This is a genomic window from Streptomyces sp. A18, from assembly GCF_059026065.1.
The window spans coordinates 142,165-162,694 of sequence record NZ_JBWLKL010000001.1 but is presented as its reverse complement, the minus strand read 5'-3'; the positions used below and the strand labels follow the sequence as shown (position 1 = coordinate 162,694).

The window sequence follows — 20,530 nt, the reverse complement described above, 5'->3', positions numbered from 1 at the left end:
GGCTGCGGACGTGTGGGGGCTGATCTCTCACGGGCTACGTCGCACCCTGCCTACGCTTGCTGACCCACCCGGCTGCACGCACACCCCACCTACCCCCGCTGTTGCACGCAAACGCCCCACCCATCCTCTGGCGCCGCGGGGCAATCGGTCGGGTGGGCGGGAAGGCTTGTTCGTGCAGGGGTGGATGCGGGGTTGTGGGCGGGTGCGTGGGAGAGGCCCGGTCGGCAAGAGAAGGCTGCGGGGTGACGGGCAGTGATGCCGCGCACGGAGCCGCCGAGGACGCTGGCGGTGATCGGCGCCGGCCCCGCCGGCCTCGCCGCCGCGCTGGCCGCCGCGCAGCGGGACGTACAGGTCACGGTGGTCGACGCCGCCCCGCAGGCAGGCGGCCAGTTCTACCGGCAGCCTGCCGAAGCGCTCGGCGCACGCCGCCCGCAGGCCCTGCATCACCAGTGGCGTACGTGGGAGCGGCTGCGGGATGGACTGGCGGAACAGATCGCGGTGGGGCGGATCACGCATTTGACAGAGCGTCATGTCTGGTTCGTGGAGCGCGTCGTGGACGGCTTCGTCGTGCATGCGCTGCTCGGGCCCGAGCAGTCGGAGTCCGTTGCCGTGCGTGCCGACGCCGTGCTTCTGGCAACCGGGGGATACGAGAAGGTCCTGCCGTTCCCCGGCTGGACCCTGCCCGGTGTGATCACCGCCGGTGGTGCGCAGGCCATGCTCAAGGGAGGCCTCGTGCTGCCGGGGCGGACGGCTGTCGTGGCCGGGACCGGGCCCCTGCTCATGCCCGTCGCCGTCGGGCTCGCGGCGGCCGGGGCCGAGGTCGCCGCCCTCGTCGAATCCGCCGACCCGAAGGCCTTCGCCCGGCACGCGGCGACCCTCGCCGCCCACCCGGACAAGCTCGCCGAGGGGGCCCAGTACCTCGCCCAACTCGCCCGTCACCGGGTGCCCTTGGCCTCGCGGCACACCGTCGTCGAAGCCCACGGCATGGACACGCTCCACGCCGTGACCATCGCCGCCCTCGACCCCGCGGGGCATGTCACACCCGGCACCGAGCGCCGCATCCCCTGCGACACCCTCGCCGTCGGCCACGGCATGCTGCCGCACACCGATCTCGCCGAAGGGCTCGGCTGCCGCGTCGAGGGCGTGAACGTCGCCGTCGACGCCGAGCAGCGCACCGACGTCCCCGGCGTCTGGGCCGCCGGTGAGACCACCGGCATCGGTGGCGCCGCCCTCTCGCTCGCCGAAGGACACATCGCGGGGCGCTCGGCCGCCGCCCGGCTGCGGGGGAACGAACCCGACCCGCGCGCCTGGAGCGCCGCCGCCAAGTCACGTACGAAAATGCGGGAGTTCGCCGCTGCCCTCCGCGCCGTGTACGCGCCGCCCGCCCACTGGGCCGAACAGCTCCACGACGACACACTCGTCTGCCGCTGCGAGGAGGTACCGGCATCGGCCGTCCGCGAGGCCGTCGAGGAGCTCGGGGCCACGGACGTGCGGAGCGTGAAGCTCCTGACCCGGGCCGGCATGGGCTGGTGCCAGGGCCGGATGTGCTCGGCGGCCGTCGCCGGGCTCGCGGGCTGCGAGGAGCGGTCCTCGCGGCGGCCGTTCGCCCGGCCCGTGCCGCTCGGCGTACTCGCGCGGACCGACGACGACCAGCAGGACCCAGACCCCTCCTAGCCGCCGCACAACAACGAAGGGAACGCCCATGAACCCCAACCGCAACCGCCCCTGGCACGGCGTACTCGTCGCCACCGCGCTCCCGCTGAACGACGACCTCTCCGTCAACTACGGCCGGTTCGCAGAGCATTGCGCCTGGCTCGTCGAGAACGGCTGCGACGGCGTCGTGCCCAACGGGTCGCTCGGCGAGTACCAGGTGCTCACCCCAGAGGAGCGTGCCAACGTCGTGGAGACCGCCGTGGCGACGGTCGGCGGGCAGCGCGTGATGCCCGGCGTCGCCGCCTACGGATCCGCCGAGGCCCGGCGCTGGGCCGAGCAGGCCAAGGACGCGGGCTGCGCCTCCGTGATGCTCCTTCCGCCGAACGCCTACCGCGCCGACGAGCGCTCCGTCCTCGCGCACTACGAGGAGGTCGCGAAGGCGGACATCCCCGTCGTCGCGTACAACAACCCCATCGACACCAAGGTCGACCTGGTGCCCGAACTCCTCGCGAAGCTGCACGCCGAAGGGTACGTGCACGCCGTGAAGGAGTTCTCCGGTGACGTTCGGCGTGCTTACCGCATCGCCGAACTCGCCCCCGAACTCGACCTGTTGATCGGCGCCGACGACGTCCTGCTCGAACTGGCCGTCGCGGGCGCCAAGGGTTGGGTCGCCGGATACCCGAACATGCTGCCCGCCGCGTCCGTCGAGCTCTACCGCGCGGCGGTGGCCGGCGACCTGGGCACGGCCACCAAGCTCTACCGGCAGCTGCACCCCCTGCTCCGGTGGGACTCCAAGCCCGAGTTCGTCCAGGCCATCAAGCTCTCCATGGACATCGCGGGACGCCACGGCGGCCCCTGCCGCCCGCCTCGCGTGCCCCTGCTGCCCGAGCAGGAGCAGGCCGTGCGCACCGCCACCGAACGCGCCATCGCCGCCGGGCTCGCCTAGCCGCCCCGAGCACCCGCCCTCGTAGGACTCGTTACGAAAGGCCACGCCCATGCGCAGCAAACTCGTCCTGCACGCGGTCGACTCGCACACCGAAGGCATGCCGACGCGGGTCATCACCGGCGGCATCGGCACCATCCCCGGCGCGACGATGAACGAGCGCAGGCTGTACTTCCGCGAGCACCGCGACGACATCAAGCAGCTCCTGACGAACGAACCGCGCGGCCACGCGGCGATGAGCGGCGCGATCCTGCAGCCGCCCACCCGGCCCGACTGCGACTACGGCGTGATCTACATCGAGGTCTCGGGCTATCTGCCGATGTGCGGGCACGGCACCATCGGCGTCGCCACCGTCCTCGTCGAGACCGGCATGGTCGAGGTCGTCGAGCCGGTCACCACGATCCGCCTCGACACCCCGGCGGGCCTCGTCGTCGCCGAGGTCGCCGTCGAGGGCGGCGCCGCGAAGGCCGTCACGCTCAAGAACGTGCCGTCCTTCGCCGTCGCCCTGGACCGCAAGATCAGCCTGCCGGACGGCCGTTCGGTGACGTACGACCTCGCCTACGGCGGCAACTTCTACGCGATCCTGCCCCTGGAGCAGTTCGGCCTGCCCTTCGAGCGCGACCGCAAGGACGAGATCCTCGCGGCGGGACTCTCGCTGATGGAGGCGATCAACGCCGAGGGTGAGCCGGTGCACCCGGAGGACCCGTCCATCCGCGGCTGCCACCACGTCCACCTGTACGCGCCCGGCGCCACCGCCCGCTACTCCCGGCACGCGATGGCCATCCACCCCGGCTGGTTCGACCGCTCGCCCTGCGGCACCGGGACGAGCGCGCGCATGGCCCAGCTGCACGCGCGCGGAGAGCTGCCCCTGAACACCGAGTTCGTCAACGAGTCTTTCATCGGTACGCAGTTCAGCGGGAGACTGCTCGGCACCACCGAGGTCGCGGGCACCCCCGCGGTGCTGCCCAGCTTCACCGGGCGCGCCTGGGTGACCGGCACCGCGCAGTACCTCCTCGATCCGGACGATCCCTTCCCGGCGGGGTTCGTCCTGTGAATCGCTGGGATACTCGTGGCACGTGACATTGCACCCAGGAGGAACCGCCCCCATGGCCGCCCAGCGCAACCGTGCTCCGTCCGCAGCCCCCGCGGCATCCGCAGCCCCCACCCTGCCCAATCTGGGCGGGACGCGCAGCAGCTATCGCGAGCGGGTCGCCGACGCCCTCCGTGCCGCGCTCATCGCGGGTGAACTGCGCGCGGGCGAGGTCTACTCCGCGCCCACTCTCGCCGTGCGCTTCGGCGTCTCGGCGACACCGGTGCGCGAGGCCATGCTCGACCTCGCCAAGGAGGGGCTCGTCGACACGGTGCCGAACAAGGGCTTCCGGGTCACCGCGGTCTCCGAGAAGCAACTCGACGAGTACAAGCACATCCGCGCGCTCATCGAGATCCCCACCACGGCGGAGCTCGCCACATCGGCCGACCCCGCCGCGCTGGAAGCGCTGCGGCCGGTCGCCCAGGAGATCGTCACCGCGGCGGCGGACGGCGACCTCATCGCGTACGTGGAGGCCGACATCCGCTTCCACCTCGGTCTGCTCGCGCTCCGCGGCAACGACCACCTGGTCGAGGTGGTCGGCGACCTGCGCAAGCGCTCACGCCTGTACGGACTGCAGGCGCTGGTCGATGCCGGACGTCTGGAGGCGTCGGCCGAGGAGCACCTGGAGATCCTCGACGCGCTGCTCGCCCGCGACGAGGAGGCGGTGCGCGAGGTGATGACCCGTCATCTCGGTCACGTGCGCGGCCTGTGGGCGGCCGAGTAGCCCTCCGGCGGGTGTTCGTCCACCGGAGGAGCTTCCCGCGGCCCGTGGATCAGTCGTCGACGGCGTCGAGCACGTCGCCCAGATCCACGAACTTGAAGTTGGTGGAGGCCCGTTCGGGGTCGCCGGGCGCGTCGTGACCGTCCTGCACGACGAGCAGACCGTTCGGATACCTGTCGCCGAGCGGCTCGTTGAGGACCGCGGCGCCGTCGCATTCCTCGGATCCGTCGAGCGTCGAGGAGGCGGCGGCGACACGGAAGCCGCCCTCGTACTCGTTGCGGTCGGACAGCTCGCGGTCGTAGGCGGCGAAGGTGTTGTCGCCCTGGCTGGACGCCAGCAGATAGCCGTCGCCGTCGTCCTCGTTCAGGAGGGTCAGCCCCTCGACGTCGGCGCTGAGACGCTTGCCGCCGTAGCCGGGATCGGCGCCCGCGACGCACTCCTCGGTCGCAGGGTCGTACGTCCCGGGGACGCCGTATTCCCTTACCTTGTCCACCAGTTGGGGCTTGTCCCTCAGGTCGGCGGAAAGCCGCCAGATGCCGACGTCCTCCTGGCCCGCGTAGAGCGTGCCGTTGGCCGGGTCCACGACCATGCCCTCCACCTGCGGCAGTTCGCCCGGCTCGCCGCACGGCGACCACGTAGTGCCGTTCGGCAGGCGGAAGTCGGCGGGCAGGTCGAGGGCGCGGACCTTGCGGTAGCCGACCGTGCCGTCGCTCTTCGGGGTCAGTTCGAGGAGCGCGATGCGGGTCCGCTCCCGCCGGCTGACCGCCGCGTACGACCGGCCTGTGGACGGGTCCGTCCACGTCGCGAGACCGTACGCGGTGCGCTGCTCGTTGATCTCCTCCTGGGAGGACGAGAAGACGGGCGCCGCGGACGGGTCGGTGACATCGGTCAGCGGGCCGCCGGAGCGGTCGCGGTCGATGCGGTAGACGCGCAGCCGGTCGCTGCCGCGGTCGCTGGTCACCGCCAGGTCCGCGCGGCCCGACGGCAGGCGCAGGCCGTGCACGAGGTCGACGTTGTTGAAGCGGCCGGGCGCGTCATCGGGGCCGGGGGGCGTGGGCGCCGGAACGGACTGCACCTCGCGCGCCGCGAGGTCGTACACGCGCAGCCCGCCCTGCTTGGCGGTGGCGACGACCAGGCTGCGGTCCGGGTCGGCGGCGTTGCGCCAGATCGCCGGGTCGTCGGCGTCGGCGTCGCCGCCCGCGTCGTCGTCGTGCAGGGCGGGGGTCTCGGCGCGCGGTTGGACGGCGGGCAGAGCGGTGGCCGCGAGGGCGCCAGAGTTCAGGGGCACGGTCGCGGCGAACGCCGCGAGGGTCGTGACGAGGGCGAGCCGGCCATAAGCGGGCCGGTTTCTACGGGACTTGGCCATGTGAGAATCCTCTCTGTCATGAGCATCCCATGACAGAGAGCACTATGTGATCTTGCCGTGAAGGCCCCCGGCAGAAGGGGAGTCGGGCGGAGGACCGCTGGATGAACGGACGGTGGCACCGGTCCGCGCCTGCCGTGTCCGTCCGCGCCGACCCGTGTGCCCGCACCTGCCCGCGTCCGTTCGCCCCACGACGTCGGCGGCCGGGACGGCCCGTTGCCACGGCACCCGGGTGACCGCGTCCGTCCGCCCGAGTAGGGTCAGGGGCTGCGTGATGGCTGACGGTTGCACCCTGGCCTTCCGGTCCTTGTGAGGGCACATGCGTACGTGGCCTTCCCGGCCCCACCCGGGAAGGGCGCACCGTATGCGCACGTACGGAACCCACCGTGCGCGCCGGGCACCGGGATGCGGCTGCGACGTCTACTCGCGCGCAGCACAACGGGCCCCCGGGTCCGTACCCCCCACACAAAGAGCCGCGCGTGTGCGGCCGCAGACCAGGAGCACGAGTGCAGGGCACCCCCCACATAGCCAGCACACCGCACGACGGGCGATTGCCGTCCGCACCCCAGGCTGCCCGTCAGGCGCAGCACACCGGGCGGGACGTGGCGCACCGCGCGCCGCACCGGGTGGAGGCACCCCCGGTGGACCCGGTGGATCCGGCGGCGCGCCGCCCGCGGCCCGTCGACCCCCAACTTCCCGTCTTCATCGACCAGTCGGGCTGGCGCAGACGGACTCTGCAAGGTCTGGGCCTGGTCGTCGGCTGCGCCGGCCTCGGCTATCTGCTGTTCGCAGGCACGCTGATCAGCGAGCTCTGGAATCCCGTCGGCACGCAACCGCCGAGTACGAACGCACCCGCGCCGACCGGCCAGGACGGCACCCGCACGTCGCCGCAGGGCCGCTCGGACGTACGGACCGGGGCCGCCCACGCGGACCGGCACGACCACCGCCGCCAGCCGGCCGGCAGATCCGCCCCGCCGGCCGGAGGCCCGAAGCAGTGAGGGGGAGCGCCGCCGCTGTCCGCCGCCCGCCGCGCGGACACTGGCTCGTGCTCCTGCTGCTCCTCCTGGTGGTCACCGTCGCCCTCGTCTTCGAGGGCTGGACGACCCACCAGGTCGACGCCGCGCGCACCAAACCGCCGTGCACCAAGCCGATCCCGCGCGCGGCGGACGACGGGCAGCCGCTGCTGCGGTTCGGCCCGACCGGCGTCGACACCACGGGCGTACCGCCCAGAACCGTCGCGCTCACCTTCGACGGCGGGCCCGACCCGCTGTGGACGCCGCGTCTGCTGGATCTGCTGAGCAGGCATCGCGCACGAGCCACCTTCTTCGTCCACGGCAAGGACGTGGCCCGGCATCCCGAACTGATGCGGCGGATCGTGCGCGAGGGCCACGAGGTCGGCTCGTACACCTACAGCGGCGGCGACCTCGGCGTCGCGTCACCACTGCGCGCGCGTCTCGAACTCTCGCTCACCCAGGCCGCCCTGGCCGGCGCGGCCGGGGTGAACACCACTCTGCTGCGCCTTCCGCACACCACGGCGGCGGACACGCTCTGCGGCCCGGAGTGGACGGCCGCCAAGCGCGCGGCGGAGCAGGGGTACCTGGTGGTCGCGTCGGACCGCAAGGACCGCAAGCCATGGCGCGGAGTGGTGACGCAGCACAGCCAGACCGACCTCGGCTTCCGCGAGGCCGAGGAGCTGCTCAAGGACCGCCGGGTGAAGACGTTCACCACGGTCAGCGGAGGCCTCGGCCGTCCCTCCTTCGTCGACGGGGTCCCGGTCGCCCAAGAGGTCAAGGGTCAGGGCCTGATCTGGTCGCAGCGCCTCGGGCAGGCCTTCCTCACCGTCATGGTGTGGACGCTGACCGTCGCGGGCGTGCTCGGCGTCCTACGGATGCTCCTGTTCGCGCTGTTCGCCCGGCTCCACGTGCGCAGACACCACCGGTACCGTCCCGGTGCGCCACGGCTCCGGGAGGTGCGGGACCCGGTGACGGTCCTGGTGCCCGCGTACAACGAGGAGGCGGGCATCGCCTCCACCGTGTACTCGCTGCTCGCCTCCACCCACCCGCACTTCCAGATCATCGTGATCGACGACGGCTCGACCGACGCCACCGCCGACATCGCCGAGGAGATCGGCGACCCGAGGGTGACGGTGATCCGCCAGCCCAACGGCGGCAAACCGAGCGCACTCAACACCGGTCTGGCGTACGCCCGGCACGACATCGTCGTCATGGTCGACGCGGACACCATCTTCGAACCCGAGGCCCTTGCCCGCCTCGTCCAGCCGCTGGCCCACCCGGCGGTCGGCGCGGTCAGCGGCAACACCAAGGTCGGCAACCGGCGCCGCCTGCTGGGCAAATGGCAGCACTTGGAGTACGTACTCGGCTTCAACCTCGACCGGCGGATGTTCGAGGTCCTGGAGTGCATGCCGACCGTGCCGGGGGCGATCGGCGCGTACCGCAGGGACGCGCTGATGGGCGTCGGCGGCGTCAGCGACGAGACCCTGGCCGAGGACACCGACCTCACGATGGCGCTCTGGCGGGCCGGCTGGCGCGTCGTCTACGAGCAGTCGGCGGTGGCGTGGACCGAAGTGCCCAGCACGGTGCGGCAGTTGTGGCGACAGCGCTACCGCTGGTGCTACGGGACGCTCCAGTCGATGTGGAAGCACCGTCACGCGGCGGTGGAGGTCGGACCCGCCGGACGCTTCGGCCGGCGCGTGATGCTCTACGTCACGCTGTTCCAGATCGTGTTGCCGCTGTGCGCACCGGTGGTGGACATGTTCGCCCTGTTCGGCGCGTTGTTCCGCGACCCGGTGGAGGCGGCCCTCGTCTGGTTCGGTTTCCTCGCCGTCCAGTTGGTCACCGCCGCGTACGCGCTGCGGCTGGACCGCGAACGGCTGCGTGTGCTGTGGGTCCTTCCGCTCCAGCAGTTCGTCTACCGGCAGTTGATGTACCTGGTGGTCATCCACTCCGTGATCACGGCGCTGCTCGGCACCCGCCTGAAGTGGCACAGCATGAAGCGCACCGGAACCGCCGACCCGTATCTGCTCGAAGCACCCCCGGGGGAGAGCGCCGTGGAGCCGCGGGGGAACCGGCGAGCGGCCGAGCGAGTCGGACCAGGGACGTGACCAAGGGAGTGGACCATGACAGACCCGCTTGACCAGCGGGCCGACAGCGCCATACCCCCGGCGGCGCCGGACTCGTACACGGGCCAGGGCCCGGACACGGCCCCGGAAGGCGGCCCCACCGCGCGTGAGCGATTCGCCGAGCGCCCCAGCTCCCGCTACGGGCCCCGGCGCGCCCATGCCCGGCATCCGAAGAAGCGCCGGAGGCTGCGGCGGGCGGCGCTCGTGGTGCTGACCGGTGTGATCGTGGCGGCGGGCGGCACGTACGGCTGGGCCGAGACACGGCTGCAGCGTGAGGTCGACCTCGGCGCGTACGGGGATCGCCCGCCGCCCGGCAAGGGCACCAATTACCTCATCGTGGGCTCGGACAGCCGCGACGGGCTCTCGCCGGACGCCGTGCAGGACCTGCGCGCAGGCGGGGGCGGCGGGCGGCGCACCGACTCGATGATGCTCCTGCACACCGGGGCCAACGGGACCAGCATGGTCAGCCTGCCGCGCGACTCCTGGGTCACCGTGCCCGGCCGTCTGGACACCAAGACGGGCAAGACCAAGCGGCCCGAGGGGGACAAACTGAACGCCGCTTTCGCCTACGGCGGCCCCGAACTCCTCGTGCACACCGTCGAACAGAACACCGGGCTGCGCATCGATCATTACGCGGAGATCGGCTTCGCCGGGTTCGTGAGCATCGTGGACGCGATCGGCGGCGTACGGATGTGTCTGGACCGGGACATCAAGGACAAGCAGTCGGGCGCCGACCTGCGCAAGGGCTGTCAACGCCTCGACGGCAAGCAGGCGCTGGCCTTCGTGCGTCAGCGGCACCAGGAGAAGGAGGGCGATCTCGGCCGGTCGAAGAACCAGCAGAAGTTCCTCTCGACCCTCGCCCACCAGGCGGCCCGGCCAGGCACCCTCCTCGACCCGACGGAGATCGGCCCGGCCATGCAGGCCGGTCTCGACACGCTCATCGTCGACGAGGACATGAGCCTGCGCGACCTCAGCAACATGTTCCGCGCCGTGCAGAGCGTCTCGGGCGGAGAAGGCAGGCGGCTCAACGTCCCGGTGTCCGGCTTCGGCGTCCCCACCTCCAAGGGCAACGTACTGAAGTGGGACGCGAAGAAGTCGGCGCGCCTCTTCGACGACCTGCGGCACGACCGGCGGCACGACCGGCGGTGAGTCAGACCACCAGTTCGGGTTGTGGTTCACGTGGTTCCCGCGGTCCACGTGACTCCGGAGGGAGCGCCGGTCCGGGCTTCGGCTCCCACGCTCCGGTGGTCCGTACGTAGCCGTAGATCACCGAGGCCATCGACAGCATGACGAGGGGGCCGAACACCCACGGGTGTGCGGCCATCTCCGTCGGCAGATAGCGGTACGACACCAGGAGCGCGGCGAAGACCGCAGTGCCGTGAGCGACCAGTTGGATCCCCGACCGGTCCCAGCCGCGGTCGTACGCGCGCAGGGCTCCCTCGACCGTGAGCGCGAACACCACGCCGGCGACGAGATCCACGCCGTAGTGGTAGCCGAAGCCGAGCGTCGCGCTGAGCGTGGCGACCAGCCAGAAGGTCCCCGCGTAGCGCAGGAGGCGCGGGCCCTTGCGGGAGTGGATGAAGATCGCGGTGGCCCACGCCGTGTGCAGGCTGGGCATGCAGTTGCGGGGGGTGATCCCGTCGTACGGCACGGGGTGCGGGACGCCGAGCGGCGGCGGGGTGTGCGGCCACACATTGGCCACCGCCCACTGGACGCCACCGGTGCCGGAGGTGCCGGGCCCGTAGGCGAAGATCGGCCCGACCACGGGGAAGATCATGTAGACGGCGGGGCCGAGCAGGCCTATCAGCAGGAAGGTGCGTACGAGGTGGTGGCGCGGGAAACGGCGCTCGGTCGCCACGTTGCGCAGCTGGTAGAGGGCGGCGACGACCGCGGCCACCGCGAGCTGGGCGTAGACCAGGTCGATGACGTGGGGGACGAGGGAGCCGCTGGCATCGAGGATGCGGCCCGCCAGCCAGGACGGGTTGCCCAGCGCGTGATCGGCGGTCATCACGTACGGGTCGAGCACGGTCGGACGGGTCTTCGCCGTGATGAGCAGCCAGGTGTCACCGGTCTTGCGGCCGGCCACGAGCAGCAGGCCGAGGCCCACGCCCTTGAGCAGCAGGACACGTTCCTTGCCGGTGCGGCGCGTGAGCGCGATGACCCCGCAGCCCAGCATCACCCACAGTGCGCCATTGCCGAAGAACTGCCCCTCGGGCACGTCCGCGTCGACCGCCCACCGCGCCAGCACGAAGACGATGTCGATGCCGATCGCGGCACCGGCGGCGATGAACCGCTGCCGCCAGGTGAGCACCACCATCATCAACGCCAGACCGCCGTACAGCGGTCCTGGCTTGGGGGCGAAGATCACCTCCCGCGCCTGGTTGGTGATCGGCCCCGGCACGCCGCCGTAGCGCCGCGCGGCGATCTCCAGCGCGATGAGGAACCCGAGGGCCACCACACCAGCCGTGACCCACAGGACCGCCCGTGGCCGACGCCACGCGGCGGACCAAGCTCTGAGGTGTATTCGTGAACCCACCCGAGAACTATAGGTATCGACCATCCGAGTCCTGATGCCCGCGTCCGCGAAGCCGATCGGTGATCCCGTCCGCTGTGACCCGTCCGCTCAGACCCGTCCGCTCAGGCCCCGTCCGGTCCTTCCGCGGCGCGCAACCGCTCGCGCAGGTCTTCGACGAGCAGGCTGCCCATCTTCTCGTGGATGGACAGGGCCCTGACCAGGTCGTCCCGGAGCCGGGACCGGTCGGCGCCGGGGCGTTCGGCGATGGACGCCAGGTCGAGCAGGGCCTCGGCCTCGTAGGCGTACGCCGCGCGCTCCCGAAGCGTCCGCGCGCCTTCCCGCAGGGTGGATACGGCTTCGTCGGTCCGGCCCAGGTGGTCCAGGGCCCGGCCGAGCGCGGCGGTGGCTCGGGCCGCCATGCGGTGATCGGGGTCGGGCAGCGACAGCAGGTCCGCGCGGGCCTCCCGAAGGGTGGTGAGCGCGTGCGCGGAATCGCCGTTCGCGTCCTGGGCGCGCCCGAGGAAGAAGGCGGCGATGGCGGCTCCGCGCGGTTCGTCGGCTCGCGCGTTCAGCTCCATGGAACGCCGGTACGCCGCGATGGCGCGGGCCGGATCGAACCGGTCCCAGTAGCGGCCGGAGAACTCCAGCGCGGACGCGAGCAGCACCACGTCGCCCGACACCTCGGCACAGGCCAGCGCCGCCGTCAGCTCCCGCTCTGCCCGGTCGTGTTCGCCGAGGTCCATGAGCGGCCGGGAGAGCAGGGCGCGCAGCCGCGCTTCGGCTGCCGGGGCGACGGCGGCCTGCGCATACCGGGCGCCCAGCTCCAGGGACTCCTTCCAGTCGCCGAGGCGCCGGTGGTGCAGGAACAGCACGGTGAAGCACTCCGCGAGCTGCCATCCCGGTGTGTACAGCTCGTGCGCGCCGGCGGCACGGAGCACCGCCATGATGTTGGCCCGCTCGGCGGCCAGCCAGTCCAGGGGCTCGGGGCCGCTCGGCGTCGCGAACGGGTCCGCCCACTCGGCCAGGAGGCGGCCCAGATCGGTGACGCGCGTCCGGTCGGCGCGGACCGAGCGGTCGGCGAGTGCGGTGAGGACCAGGTAGTGCCTCAGCACCCGCCGTACGACCGTGGCCTCGGCGTGCGACGGCTCTTCGGCCGCCGCACGCTCACGGGCGTGGGCGCGTACGAGTCCGTGGAACCGGTAGCGGCGGTCCTCCATCGCCTCCAGGAGGCTCATGTCTTCCAGGACGTCGAGGAGCAGTTGGGCTGCCGCCACGTCGGAGCCGAGCGCGGCAGCGGCCGTCGCCGTGTCGAAGCAGTGGCCGGGGATCCGCCCGAGGAGCCGGTAGCCGTGTGCCAGCTCCGGTGACAGCTGCCGATAGGAGGCATCGAAGACGGCGGACACCGGGGACCGGCCTCCCACACTCAGGACGGACAGCCGGTGCTGCTCGTCCTCCAGTTCGGTGGCGAGCGCGGCGAAGGTGAGACGGCGGTCGTTCACCACGCGTGCTGCGGCGACATGAAGGGCGACCGGCAGCCCCGAACACAGGTCGGCCACGCGGCGTGCCGCATCCGAGTCGGCGGCGACCCGCTCCTCGCCGCATCGGTCGGCCAGCAGGAGCAGCGCGGCGTCCGGGGTGAGGGGCTCCAGCGGCAGTGGCCTGGCTCCGTCGAGGGAGAGTTCGCCGAGCCTCGCGGTGCTCGTGGCGAGTACGGCACTGCCTGGCCCCTGCGGGATCAGGGCCCGTACCTGCGCGGGTGAGGTCACGTCGTCCAGGACGAGGAGCACCCGCAGGTCGGATGTCCGGCTGCGGAAGAGCGCGGTCCGTTCGGCCAAGGACGGTGGCAGGAGCGTGTCGTCGACGCCGAGGGACCGAAGGCAGTGCCCGACGGCGTCCGTCACGTCTGCGCCGACGCCCGCGCGGTCCCGCAGCGCCGCGAAGTCGACGTAGAGCTGTCCGCCGGGAAAGTGCTCGCGCGTCGTGTGCGCCCAGTGCTGGGCCAGAGCGGACTTCCCCACTCCGGGTGGCCCGGCGAGTACGCGGACATCGACGTGCGAGACGACGGCGGTGGCGCCCGTCGACGTGCGCCCCAGGTCGGCGAGTTCCGTGACCCGGTTGATGAAGCGGGTCCGCAGGGCGGGGACTTGGGAGGGAGGACCATCCGGGCGCAGGGCGGGCGGTACGGCGTAGGAGATGCCGGACGGGTCGTCCGTGGCCCCGGTCGCCGCCGTCGCGAACGCGGGCTCCTGCTCGCCCTCTTGGTTCAACTCACGTAACAGAGCGACGAGTTCGAGCGCGGTCTCGGACTCCTCCCGCAGTGCGTGACGCAGCCTGCGGCGCAGCCGGTCGGCGGCGTCTGCCAGCGCGTGCTGGTCCTCCGACTGGAGCGCCGCCGCCAACTCCTCCACGGCGTCCCTGAGCTGTTGGTCTCCTGCGGCGGTGACGTCCTGCCGCCCCCTGAACAGCCGGGTGAGGAGAGTCCGTGCGCGCGTCCACGCCTCGGTGACCGCGAGCCCGACCAGCGTGCTCGTCGCCCCCGACGCGGCGATCGCCGCCACCTCGACTGCCACTTGGCCCCCTCCGCATACCGGCTGAGCTGCTGTGTCAGCTCCCCCTGGGTGTCGAGGAACACCGTAGTGCGATCAAGAAGCACTGTGTAGTGGGGCACTTGGGTACCGAGAGGGCAAGGCACTCCGGTGGGACGGCGTGCAGGGGCGGAGAGGCGCAGGGGCGGAGAGCCGCAAGGCGGAGAGCCGCAAGGCGGAGAGACGTAGGGGCAGAGGGGTCAGTGCGACCAGGACAGCAGCCGGATATCGGTGAGTGTGTCGCCGGTGCGCACGGTGACCAGGCCGCCGGCCGGCAGGTGGTCGGCCCGGAGGCAAGTGTAGACGGCCGCGGCGACGAGCCCCGGGTCGGTGCTCCCCGCGCCGGCCCGCGCCAGGACGGTCCGGCCGTCGCGGAGGGCCACCATGCAGTCCCCGGACGACAGCGAGGTCGCGGCCAGGAGGCTTCCGGGCCACCTGGCGAGCGCGTCGCGGACCCAGCGCCGGGCGGCGGTGGCGGTCGGCGCGGGGGCGGAGCCCAGCAGGACCGAGGCGCTCTCGGTCAGGCGGCGGTCACGCTCCTCGTCCGGGCGGACCGACAGATGCGAGAAGTGCTCTTCTCCCTCGCTCTGTACGTCGGCGTCGGCGTCGGCGACGGAGTCTGCGTCGGTGACGGCTGCTGGAATACGGCGGACGGCCACGGCAGGCACTCCCGTGGTCCCGAAGCCGACATGCGTGCCGACCGTCCAAGAGGCGACAGGCGAGGCGGGGTTGTTGCCCGGTGCGGTCAGAACGAGCGGTGGCGGCGACGCGGTCGGTGGCGGCTCCAGACGGAGCAGACCGTACAGCGCGGTACGCAGCCGGCTGAGCGAGGTGCCGGGCTCGTCGAAGGCACGGGCCGCCACCGGGGAGTACTGCTCGGGCTTGTCCGCATGGGCTCGCAGTACGTCCTCGATCTGCCGCAGTGGACCGATCTCGGGATCGAACCGAGGGGCGAGCCGTGCCAGGTCGGCGCCGGCGGTGCCGGGCACGGCATCCTCTCCGTACGCGGCCAAGGCGAGAGGCTTGCCCAGAGCGGCGCCGTACAGCGTCACCGAGCCGTGGTCCCCGATGACCGCGTCGGCGGCCACGAGCGTGGGACGCCAGTCGTGCACCGGCGGGATCAGCAGCAGCCCGGCGTCGAGGGCCTCGGCCTGGAGAGCGCGGATGGCCCAGGTGCCGTGGGCCGCCCATACGTTGGGGTGCAACACCAGAGCGACGCGATACTCGTCCCAGGGCAGGCCGGAGAGGAGACGCGCGGGCAGGCCGGGGCTGCGGCCGATGAGGGAGGTCGGCCCCCACGTCGAGCTCACGAGGATCAGGCGCTGATCGTCCGCGACACCGAGCGCCCGCCGGTAGTCACCTCGCCGGTCCCCGCTGACGAGCAGTTCGTCGAGGCAGGGATCCCCGATGATCAGCGTGCGCCCGGCGTTCTTGGGGTGAGCGGCGAGCAGTTGCCGCTCCTGCTCGGGATGCGACACGGCTGTCCAGGCCCGGCCCGCTTCGAGGAGCGCGTCGGGTGCGACACCCGACAGACGACTGTGCGCGGAACGGGAATCGGGCACGTACTTCTGAAAGCCGACACCGTGCGGGAGCACGAGGACCGGGCAGTCCCCTTCGGGGACATCGATGTTCTCGCTCGCGCTGAGGATCAGGTCGGGGGTCACATGGGGCAGCTGGTCCCACGGCATGACGCGGCAGCCGGAGTCATGGAGCAGGTCGAGCGAGCCGTCGCCGAAGGCGGATGTCGGGTCATGGGCGAAGACCACGGTCACCCGGGGGTCCCCACGGAGCACTGATGGCAGCGTCTCCAGGACGCGGATCGTCGACGTGAGGGTACGAGTGGCGACGACGAGCTTTCGCTCACCGGGGAATGTGCTCCAACGGTGGGCGTCGTGCCCGACAGGAACGCGCAGGAACGGAAGGTCAGCGGGACGCCCGGCCACCCCGAACCTCCTTGCGCTCAGCGCAGGTTACGCGGTTCGCGGTTCGCGGTTCGCGGTTCGCGGTTCGCGGTTCGCGGTTCGCGGTTCGCGGTTCGCGGTTCGCGGTTCGCGGTGAGGGTGGCTAGCGAATTTCAAGCCCTTTTGCAACCTTTCTGACCAGTTTCGGGGCACGCCAGGGGCCCTCCTGGAGTGAACCCGGTCATTGTAGAGCGGCCAGGAAACACCGGCCTTGAGCTCTCGATGGTGGTGCTCCGACCACCACCCCGCGGCCCAGATGGGTGCCGGTGGCACATCGTCTGTGGCTCGTCGGCGGACCACTGTGGATCTCGATCGAGAGACATCGAGCCATGAAGAAGGGGGACGCCGTGATCGAGCTCCCGGCCCGGACGGCAGTGGCCACGGACCTGGTGGACAGTGTCCTGCCGCCGTCCCTGCAGCGCAGGGACCAGCGCGCCAAGGGCGAGCAGTATGTGAGGGGCCTGCTCACGGTCCAGGGCCGCAAGTCCATGCGCGGCATCGCAGCCCTGACCGGCGGCAGCGCGGCGGAGCAGAGCATGCACCACTTCATCAGCGCCTCCACCTGGGACTGGAGGCCCGTACGGGAGGCGCTCGCGCAGCAGCTGCACGAGCGGGCGGTACCGCGGGCCTGGGTGGTCCAGTCCCTCACCATCCCCAAGCTGGGCGACCGCACTGTGGGCGTGGAGCCGCTCACGGGCGTGGAGCAGGGCGGCGGCGCGTCGGCCGGGCAGCACGCATACGGAGTGTGGTTCGCGAACGAGGAGCTGAGCGCGCCCGTCACCTGGCGGCTCTTCCTGTCGGACCGTTGGACCGAGGACCCGGTCCGTCGCCGCGATGCGGGCATTCCGACGGAGGTGATCAGCGAGACACCCGAGGAGTGCGCGGCGGCGTCCGTCCTGGAGGCCATGCGGACCTGGCAGGGGCCGACCCTGCCGGTGGTCTTCGATGTGGCCGGGGCCGGCCTCCGTCGGCTGATCACGGACTTCGATGCGGCCGGTGTTCCGCTGCTCGCCCGGGTCGGTGCCCTCACGCTGGAGGTGGCCGAGCCCTCGCTGCCCGGCTACGGCGCGGGGCCGCTCGGCGTGCGCCACCTGCTCGATGCGGTCAAGGGGCTGCGGCGGCCCGTCGAGTGGACCGACCCGCGCACGGGGCGAAGGCAGACCTCCCTGGTCGCCGCGGTCCCGGTGACTCTGCCCGAGCCCGGACGGCGCGGCACCGGCCGCCCGGCGTCGCCCGCGGTGTCGTCGCCCGCGGTGTCGTCGCCCGCGGCGGCGAGGGACCGGCGCCCCCTCCTGGTCCTAGGGGAGTGGACGGACCCCGCGCTGCCCCCAGCCCGTATCTGGCTGACCGGGATGACCCGGATTCCGGCATCCGAACTGCTGAGCCTGACCAAGCTGGGCGCACGCGTCGCGCACGACGCCGAGACGGTGGGCGGGCAGGTCGGGCTGCGGGACTTCGAGGGCCGCTCGTTCGGCGGCTGGCACCGCCACATGACGCTGGCGTCGGTGGCGCACGCGGTGGCCGTCCTGTCGCGCGGGGAACGTGCCCCGGTCCCTGTGCACGCGCTCGCCGCCCGTCGGTTCAGCGGCGTACGGCCGGATCGGCGCCCCGTGTGGTCACGGTGTGGCGGATCCGGTGCAGCCGCAGCGCCAGCTGGACCTCAAGGAGCTGCCGGGAGTCCTGCCAGCCGTCACCGAGCAGCTCGGTGATCCGCTCCAGCCTGCGGGCCACGGTGTTGGGGTGCACATGGAGGGTGTCCGCTGCCCTGGTGGGGCTGGAACCGTGCGCGAAGTACGCCTCCAGGGTGCGGGTCAGCTCGGTGCCCTGCTGTGCGTCGTAGTCGAGGACCGTGCCGATGGCATCCGCGATGAAGACCACCGCGTTGGGCTGGTCCGACAACAGGAGCCCCAGGAAGCCGAGTTCACGCGTCGAGGCGCTGCCGCCGACGGAGCCGAGCGCGAGCAGCGAATCCACACACCGCTGCGCCTCCTGGAAGGCGTCGGTGAGGTCCTTGGCGTGGGCGACGGGCCCCGCCGAGCCGACCGTCGCCGGATTGCCGAGCGCCGCGGACAGCTCCGCAGCCACGGCACGGCCGACCGCCGCGGGATCGGAGCCGGGCAGCAGCAGGACGATCTCGTCGCCCTCCACACTCTTCGCGCCGGCCCGCTGGTGCGCGTAGGAGGAGGCCCAGAACGCGCCCCGGCCGGGGGAGTCGCCGTCCGGCCGCGCCACCACCAGGACATGGGGCCGGGTGAGGTCGACCGAGAGCCTGCGTGCCCGGTCGTCCAGTTGCTTGGCCGACAACTGCCCGCCGTTGAGCAGGTCGTGGAACACGTCGCTGCGGGCCTGGCCCTCGGCGAGGTTGGTGCTGCGCTGCAGCAGGACGGAGACGGCGGTCACCTGGGCGACCAGGGAGAGCAGCGGGAACTGCGGTTCGCCCAAAGGGGTGTTGGGGGAGAGGGCGAGGGTGCCGAGCAGCTCATCGCCGGCCATCACGGGGCAGACCCAGGTGCCGCCGGGCGCCTCGACCGGCTGCTGCCCGGAGTGGGCGTTGATGGATGCCCTGCGGATCTCGGTCTCATCGAGTTCCGGGACGGTGTTCGTGGTGAGGTTGGTGCCGCTCGGGTCGTGCAGGAGGACCGTGCAGTCGAGCAGCTCGCCGACCGCGTCGACCAGGGTGTGCAGATCACCGCCGCGCAGCACCAGATCGATGAGCCGGGTGTGCGCGGAGTTCAGCCGCTGGGCCGAGGTGGAGGAGTCCTCGGCGCGCGACGCGTGACGGCTGAGTTCGGTCAGCTCGTGCTGTGCGCGGTCGAGGAGCCTGGCCTTCTCGATGGCCACCGCGGCCAGGTCACCGAGGGACGACATCAGCGTGATCTCGTCCGGGGTGAACCGGCGCACCTGACGCTGCGCCGCGTAGAGCACCCCGAGGATCGTGCCCTCCTTGCGCAGGGGCACGGCGAGCAGGGCGCGCAGCCCCTCCGCCCGTACGGCGTTCACGGTGACGTCCGCCCGCGGGATCCGCCGGTCGTTGAGGTAGTCCGCGGTCCAGACGGGTGCCGCGCGCTCGGTCACCATGTTGCCGAGGCCGCCCGTTGTCGGCACGCGCATGCCCACGCTGAGCGTGCTGATGTGCCCGTCGGCGGCCCGTACCACCGAGTGGCCGCCCTCACTGTCGTGGATCGACACCCAGGACATGTCGAGGTTGAGCAGAAAGCGCGCCCGGCGCGCGATGACGTTCAGGAGCCCGTCGAGGTCGTAGGGAAGCGTCAGCTCGCGGGCCGTGTCGACGAGCGCCGAGAGTCCGATCTGCCGCCGGTGGTGCTGCGACATGGTCTCGTGCACCTGCAGAGCCAGGCGCCTGGCCCGTTCGAGACGCTCGATGCGCACGGGATCCGGGTCAGTGGCGCGGGCTCGGCGCAGCACCTCCTCGAACTGGTCCCCCGGAGCGTTCTCGGCCAACAACTCCAGGAGTTCGACGAGTTCGTGCGACTCGCTGGGCTCGCGCACGTCGTCCGTCCTCCTCGCTCCGGTGGCTGCCCGCAGGTGGCTCCCTGCTGGCTCCGCGCAGCACACGGCTGCCCGTTCCTGTGGAAACTAGATGACCCGCGCGCTTCACGTCAACAGATTGTTGAACGAAAAACTCCAGGTCAGGGCAAGTGTGTGGTGGTCGGAGCACCGCAGCGCACGGACAGGCCTGTTGCCGGACCACCTTCCTGTGACCGGCCCCAGGCGAGATCGTTCTGGAGCTACACCCTGACGTTTAGTGATGACGATCAAGGGCCGACAAAAGTCTCCACGGGGGAAAGCAGTGGCGTACATCCAGAGTTACGAACGTTCGATCGAGCGTAGTCGAATCTCCTTGACCAGAGGTGATCGCCCAGACGTCTTCCGCATGTGCGGCCGGGAGTGGGACCTCCTCGACGAGGTGTTCGCGCCCGTCTACTCGCCGTCCACCGGCGTGGGTGTCGACTTCCTCGGCCTCGCCGGTGACGCTCCGGCCGCGGTGGGGCCATCCTTCCTCGAGGTCGGCACCGGAAGCGGGGTGATCGCGGTCCTCGCGGCGCTCGCCGGATCGGAGCGGGTGGTCGCCCTCGACATCAACCCGAAGGCGGTGCGCAACGCGGAGCTCAACGCGTCTCGTCACCGGGTGACCGACCGGGTGCGCGCCCTGCACAGTGACCTCTTCGACGGACTCGGCCCCGACGAGCGCTTCGACACCGTCTTCTGGAGCTCCAACTACGTTCTCGCGCCCGAGGGTTACGAGTACAGCTCCCTCCATGAGCGTGGCTACGTCGACGCCGGATACCGCACCCACCAGCGGTTCCTTGCCGAGGCGCCCAACCGCCTCACCCCGGGCGGACGGGCCCTGCTCCACTTCAGCAGCCGGGGCGATCTGACCGCATTGCTCGGTATTGCCGCCGAATCCGGCCGCGAGCTGCGTGCCGCGAGCAGCGTCGAGGTGCTCGAAGGCGAGTACGGCAGCGACCTCGTCGAGCACATGCTGCTCGAAGTCGTCCCCGTCGGCCGCTGAGCGAGCCCCCGCCGACCACCGAGCGA

At 71.7% G+C, this 20,530-nt stretch carries 13 protein-coding genes and 1 pseudogene; 9 read left to right on the top strand and 5 right to left on the bottom strand.

Translation table 11 applies throughout. The annotated features are described in order from the left end of the window. Window positions 1–255 precede the first annotated feature (255 nt). From AC5P1C_RS00805 to AC5P1C_RS00790, 4 genes are read left to right on the top strand one after another with little or no spacing between them, the layout of a single operon-like run. Window positions 256–1,674: an FAD-dependent oxidoreductase gene (locus AC5P1C_RS00805; protein WP_493863660.1), complete on the top strand. Its 1,419-nt coding sequence runs from the start codon at window positions 256–258 to the stop codon at window positions 1,672–1,674. Between the two features lie 28 nt (window positions 1,675–1,702). Continuing rightward, the gene (locus tag AC5P1C_RS00800; RefSeq protein ID WP_493863659.1) at window positions 1,703–2,599 is read left to right on the top strand and encodes a dihydrodipicolinate synthase family protein; all 897 of its coding nucleotides are present in this window, start codon (window positions 1,703–1,705) and stop codon (window positions 2,597–2,599) included. A gap of 49 nt (window positions 2,600–2,648) precedes the next feature. Further along, on the top strand, window positions 2,649–3,650 hold the full coding sequence (locus tag AC5P1C_RS00795) for a proline racemase family protein (RefSeq protein ID WP_493863658.1): 1,002 nt from the start codon (window positions 2,649–2,651) through the stop codon (window positions 3,648–3,650). A 52-nt stretch (window positions 3,651–3,702) separates the two neighbouring features. After that, window positions 3,703–4,410 (top strand): GntR family transcriptional regulator, encoded by a 708-nt coding sequence (locus AC5P1C_RS00790; protein ID WP_493863657.1) that lies wholly within the window; start codon window positions 3,703–3,705, stop codon window positions 4,408–4,410. 49 nt (window positions 4,411–4,459) lie between these two features. On the opposite strand, the gene AC5P1C_RS00785 is transcribed toward AC5P1C_RS00790, so the two are convergent. Continuing rightward, window positions 4,460–5,773, bottom strand: a complete 1,314-nt coding sequence (locus AC5P1C_RS00785) for a phytase (RefSeq protein WP_493863656.1) — start codon at window positions 5,771–5,773, stop codon at window positions 4,460–4,462. A gap of 503 nt (window positions 5,774–6,276) precedes the next feature. Between AC5P1C_RS00785 and AC5P1C_RS00780 the strand changes: the two genes are divergently transcribed. Genes AC5P1C_RS00780 through AC5P1C_RS00770 form a run of 3 tightly spaced genes read left to right on the top strand, consistent with a single transcriptional unit; the run spans window position 6,277 to window position 10,058 of the window. Further along, a complete protein-coding gene (locus AC5P1C_RS00780; protein WP_493863655.1) occupies window positions 6,277–6,768 on the top strand; it encodes a hypothetical protein in 492 nt (163 codons plus the stop codon). Beyond that, on the top strand, window positions 6,765–8,891 hold the full coding sequence (locus AC5P1C_RS00775; RefSeq protein ID WP_493863654.1) for a bifunctional polysaccharide deacetylase/glycosyltransferase family 2 protein: 2,127 nt from the start codon (window positions 6,765–6,767) through the stop codon (window positions 8,889–8,891). Before AC5P1C_RS00780 ends, AC5P1C_RS00775 begins: the two co-directional genes overlap by 4 nt. 15 nt (window positions 8,892–8,906) lie before the next feature. Further along, window positions 8,907–10,058, top strand: a complete 1,152-nt coding sequence (locus tag AC5P1C_RS00770; RefSeq protein WP_493863653.1) for an LCP family protein — start codon at window positions 8,907–8,909, stop codon at window positions 10,056–10,058. Between the two features lies 1 nt (window position 10,059). Here the strand turns inward: AC5P1C_RS00770 and AC5P1C_RS00765 are convergent, their stop codons facing one another. The 3 genes from AC5P1C_RS00765 to AC5P1C_RS00755 all read right to left on the bottom strand — a co-directional run bounded on the left by AC5P1C_RS00765 (window position 10,060) and on the right by AC5P1C_RS00755 (window position 15,952). Continuing rightward, window positions 10,060–11,469, bottom strand: a complete 1,410-nt coding sequence (locus tag AC5P1C_RS00765) for a phosphatase PAP2 family protein (RefSeq protein WP_493863652.1) — start codon at window positions 11,467–11,469, stop codon at window positions 10,060–10,062. A gap of 77 nt (window positions 11,470–11,546) precedes the next feature. Then, complete coding sequence (locus AC5P1C_RS00760) at window positions 11,547–13,994, bottom strand: ATP-binding protein (protein WP_493863651.1); 2,448 nt, start codon at window positions 13,992–13,994, stop codon at window positions 11,547–11,549. A gap of 215 nt (window positions 13,995–14,209) precedes the next feature. Continuing rightward, window positions 14,210–15,952, bottom strand: coding sequence for a hypothetical protein (locus tag AC5P1C_RS00755; RefSeq protein WP_493863650.1), 1,743 nt, complete (start codon window positions 15,950–15,952; stop codon window positions 14,210–14,212). A 347-nt stretch (window positions 15,953–16,299) separates the two neighbouring features. Here AC5P1C_RS00755 and AC5P1C_RS00750 point away from each other — a divergent pair, with 347 nt between their 5' ends. Next, window positions 16,300–17,679: an IS701 family transposase gene (locus AC5P1C_RS00750; RefSeq protein WP_493863649.1), complete on the top strand. Its 1,380-nt coding sequence runs from the start codon at window positions 16,300–16,302 to the stop codon at window positions 17,677–17,679. Here AC5P1C_RS00750 and AC5P1C_RS00745 read toward each other — a convergent pair. Then, window positions 17,669–19,303 (bottom strand): annotated as a pseudogene (locus AC5P1C_RS00745) (helix-turn-helix domain-containing protein); the annotation flags it as partial. The gene AC5P1C_RS00750 and the pseudogene AC5P1C_RS00745 sit on opposite strands and share 11 nt — an antisense overlap. 529 nt (window positions 19,304–19,832) lie before the next feature. Between AC5P1C_RS00745 and AC5P1C_RS00740 the strand changes: the two are divergent. Beyond that, the gene (locus AC5P1C_RS00740) at window positions 19,833–20,504 is read left to right on the top strand and encodes a 50S ribosomal protein L11 methyltransferase (RefSeq protein WP_493863648.1); all 672 of its coding nucleotides are present in this window, start codon (window positions 19,833–19,835) and stop codon (window positions 20,502–20,504) included. Window positions 20,505–20,530: the final 26 nt, after the last annotated feature.

Coding starts and splice junctions, on each gene's coding strand:
- AC5P1C_RS00805 (WP_493863660.1), top strand. CDS start 256: ATGCCGCGCACGGAGCCGCCGAGGACGCTGGCGGTGATCGGCGCCGGC.
- AC5P1C_RS00800 (WP_493863659.1), top strand. CDS start 1,703: ATGAACCCCAACCGCAACCGCCCCTGGCACGGCGTACTCGTCGCCACC.
- AC5P1C_RS00795 (WP_493863658.1), top strand. CDS start 2,649: ATGCGCAGCAAACTCGTCCTGCACGCGGTCGACTCGCACACCGAAGGC.
- AC5P1C_RS00790 (WP_493863657.1), top strand. CDS start 3,703: ATGGCCGCCCAGCGCAACCGTGCTCCGTCCGCAGCCCCCGCGGCATCC.
- AC5P1C_RS00785 (WP_493863656.1), bottom strand. CDS start 5,773: ATGGCCAAGTCCCGTAGAAACCGGCCCGCTTATGGCCGGCTCGCCCTC.
- AC5P1C_RS00770 (WP_493863653.1), top strand. CDS start 8,907: ATGACAGACCCGCTTGACCAGCGGGCCGACAGCGCCATACCCCCGGCG.
- AC5P1C_RS00765 (WP_493863652.1), bottom strand. CDS start 11,469: ATGGTCGATACCTATAGTTCTCGGGTGGGTTCACGAATACACCTCAGA.
- AC5P1C_RS00750 (WP_493863649.1), top strand. CDS start 16,300: ATGAAGAAGGGGGACGCCGTGATCGAGCTCCCGGCCCGGACGGCAGTG.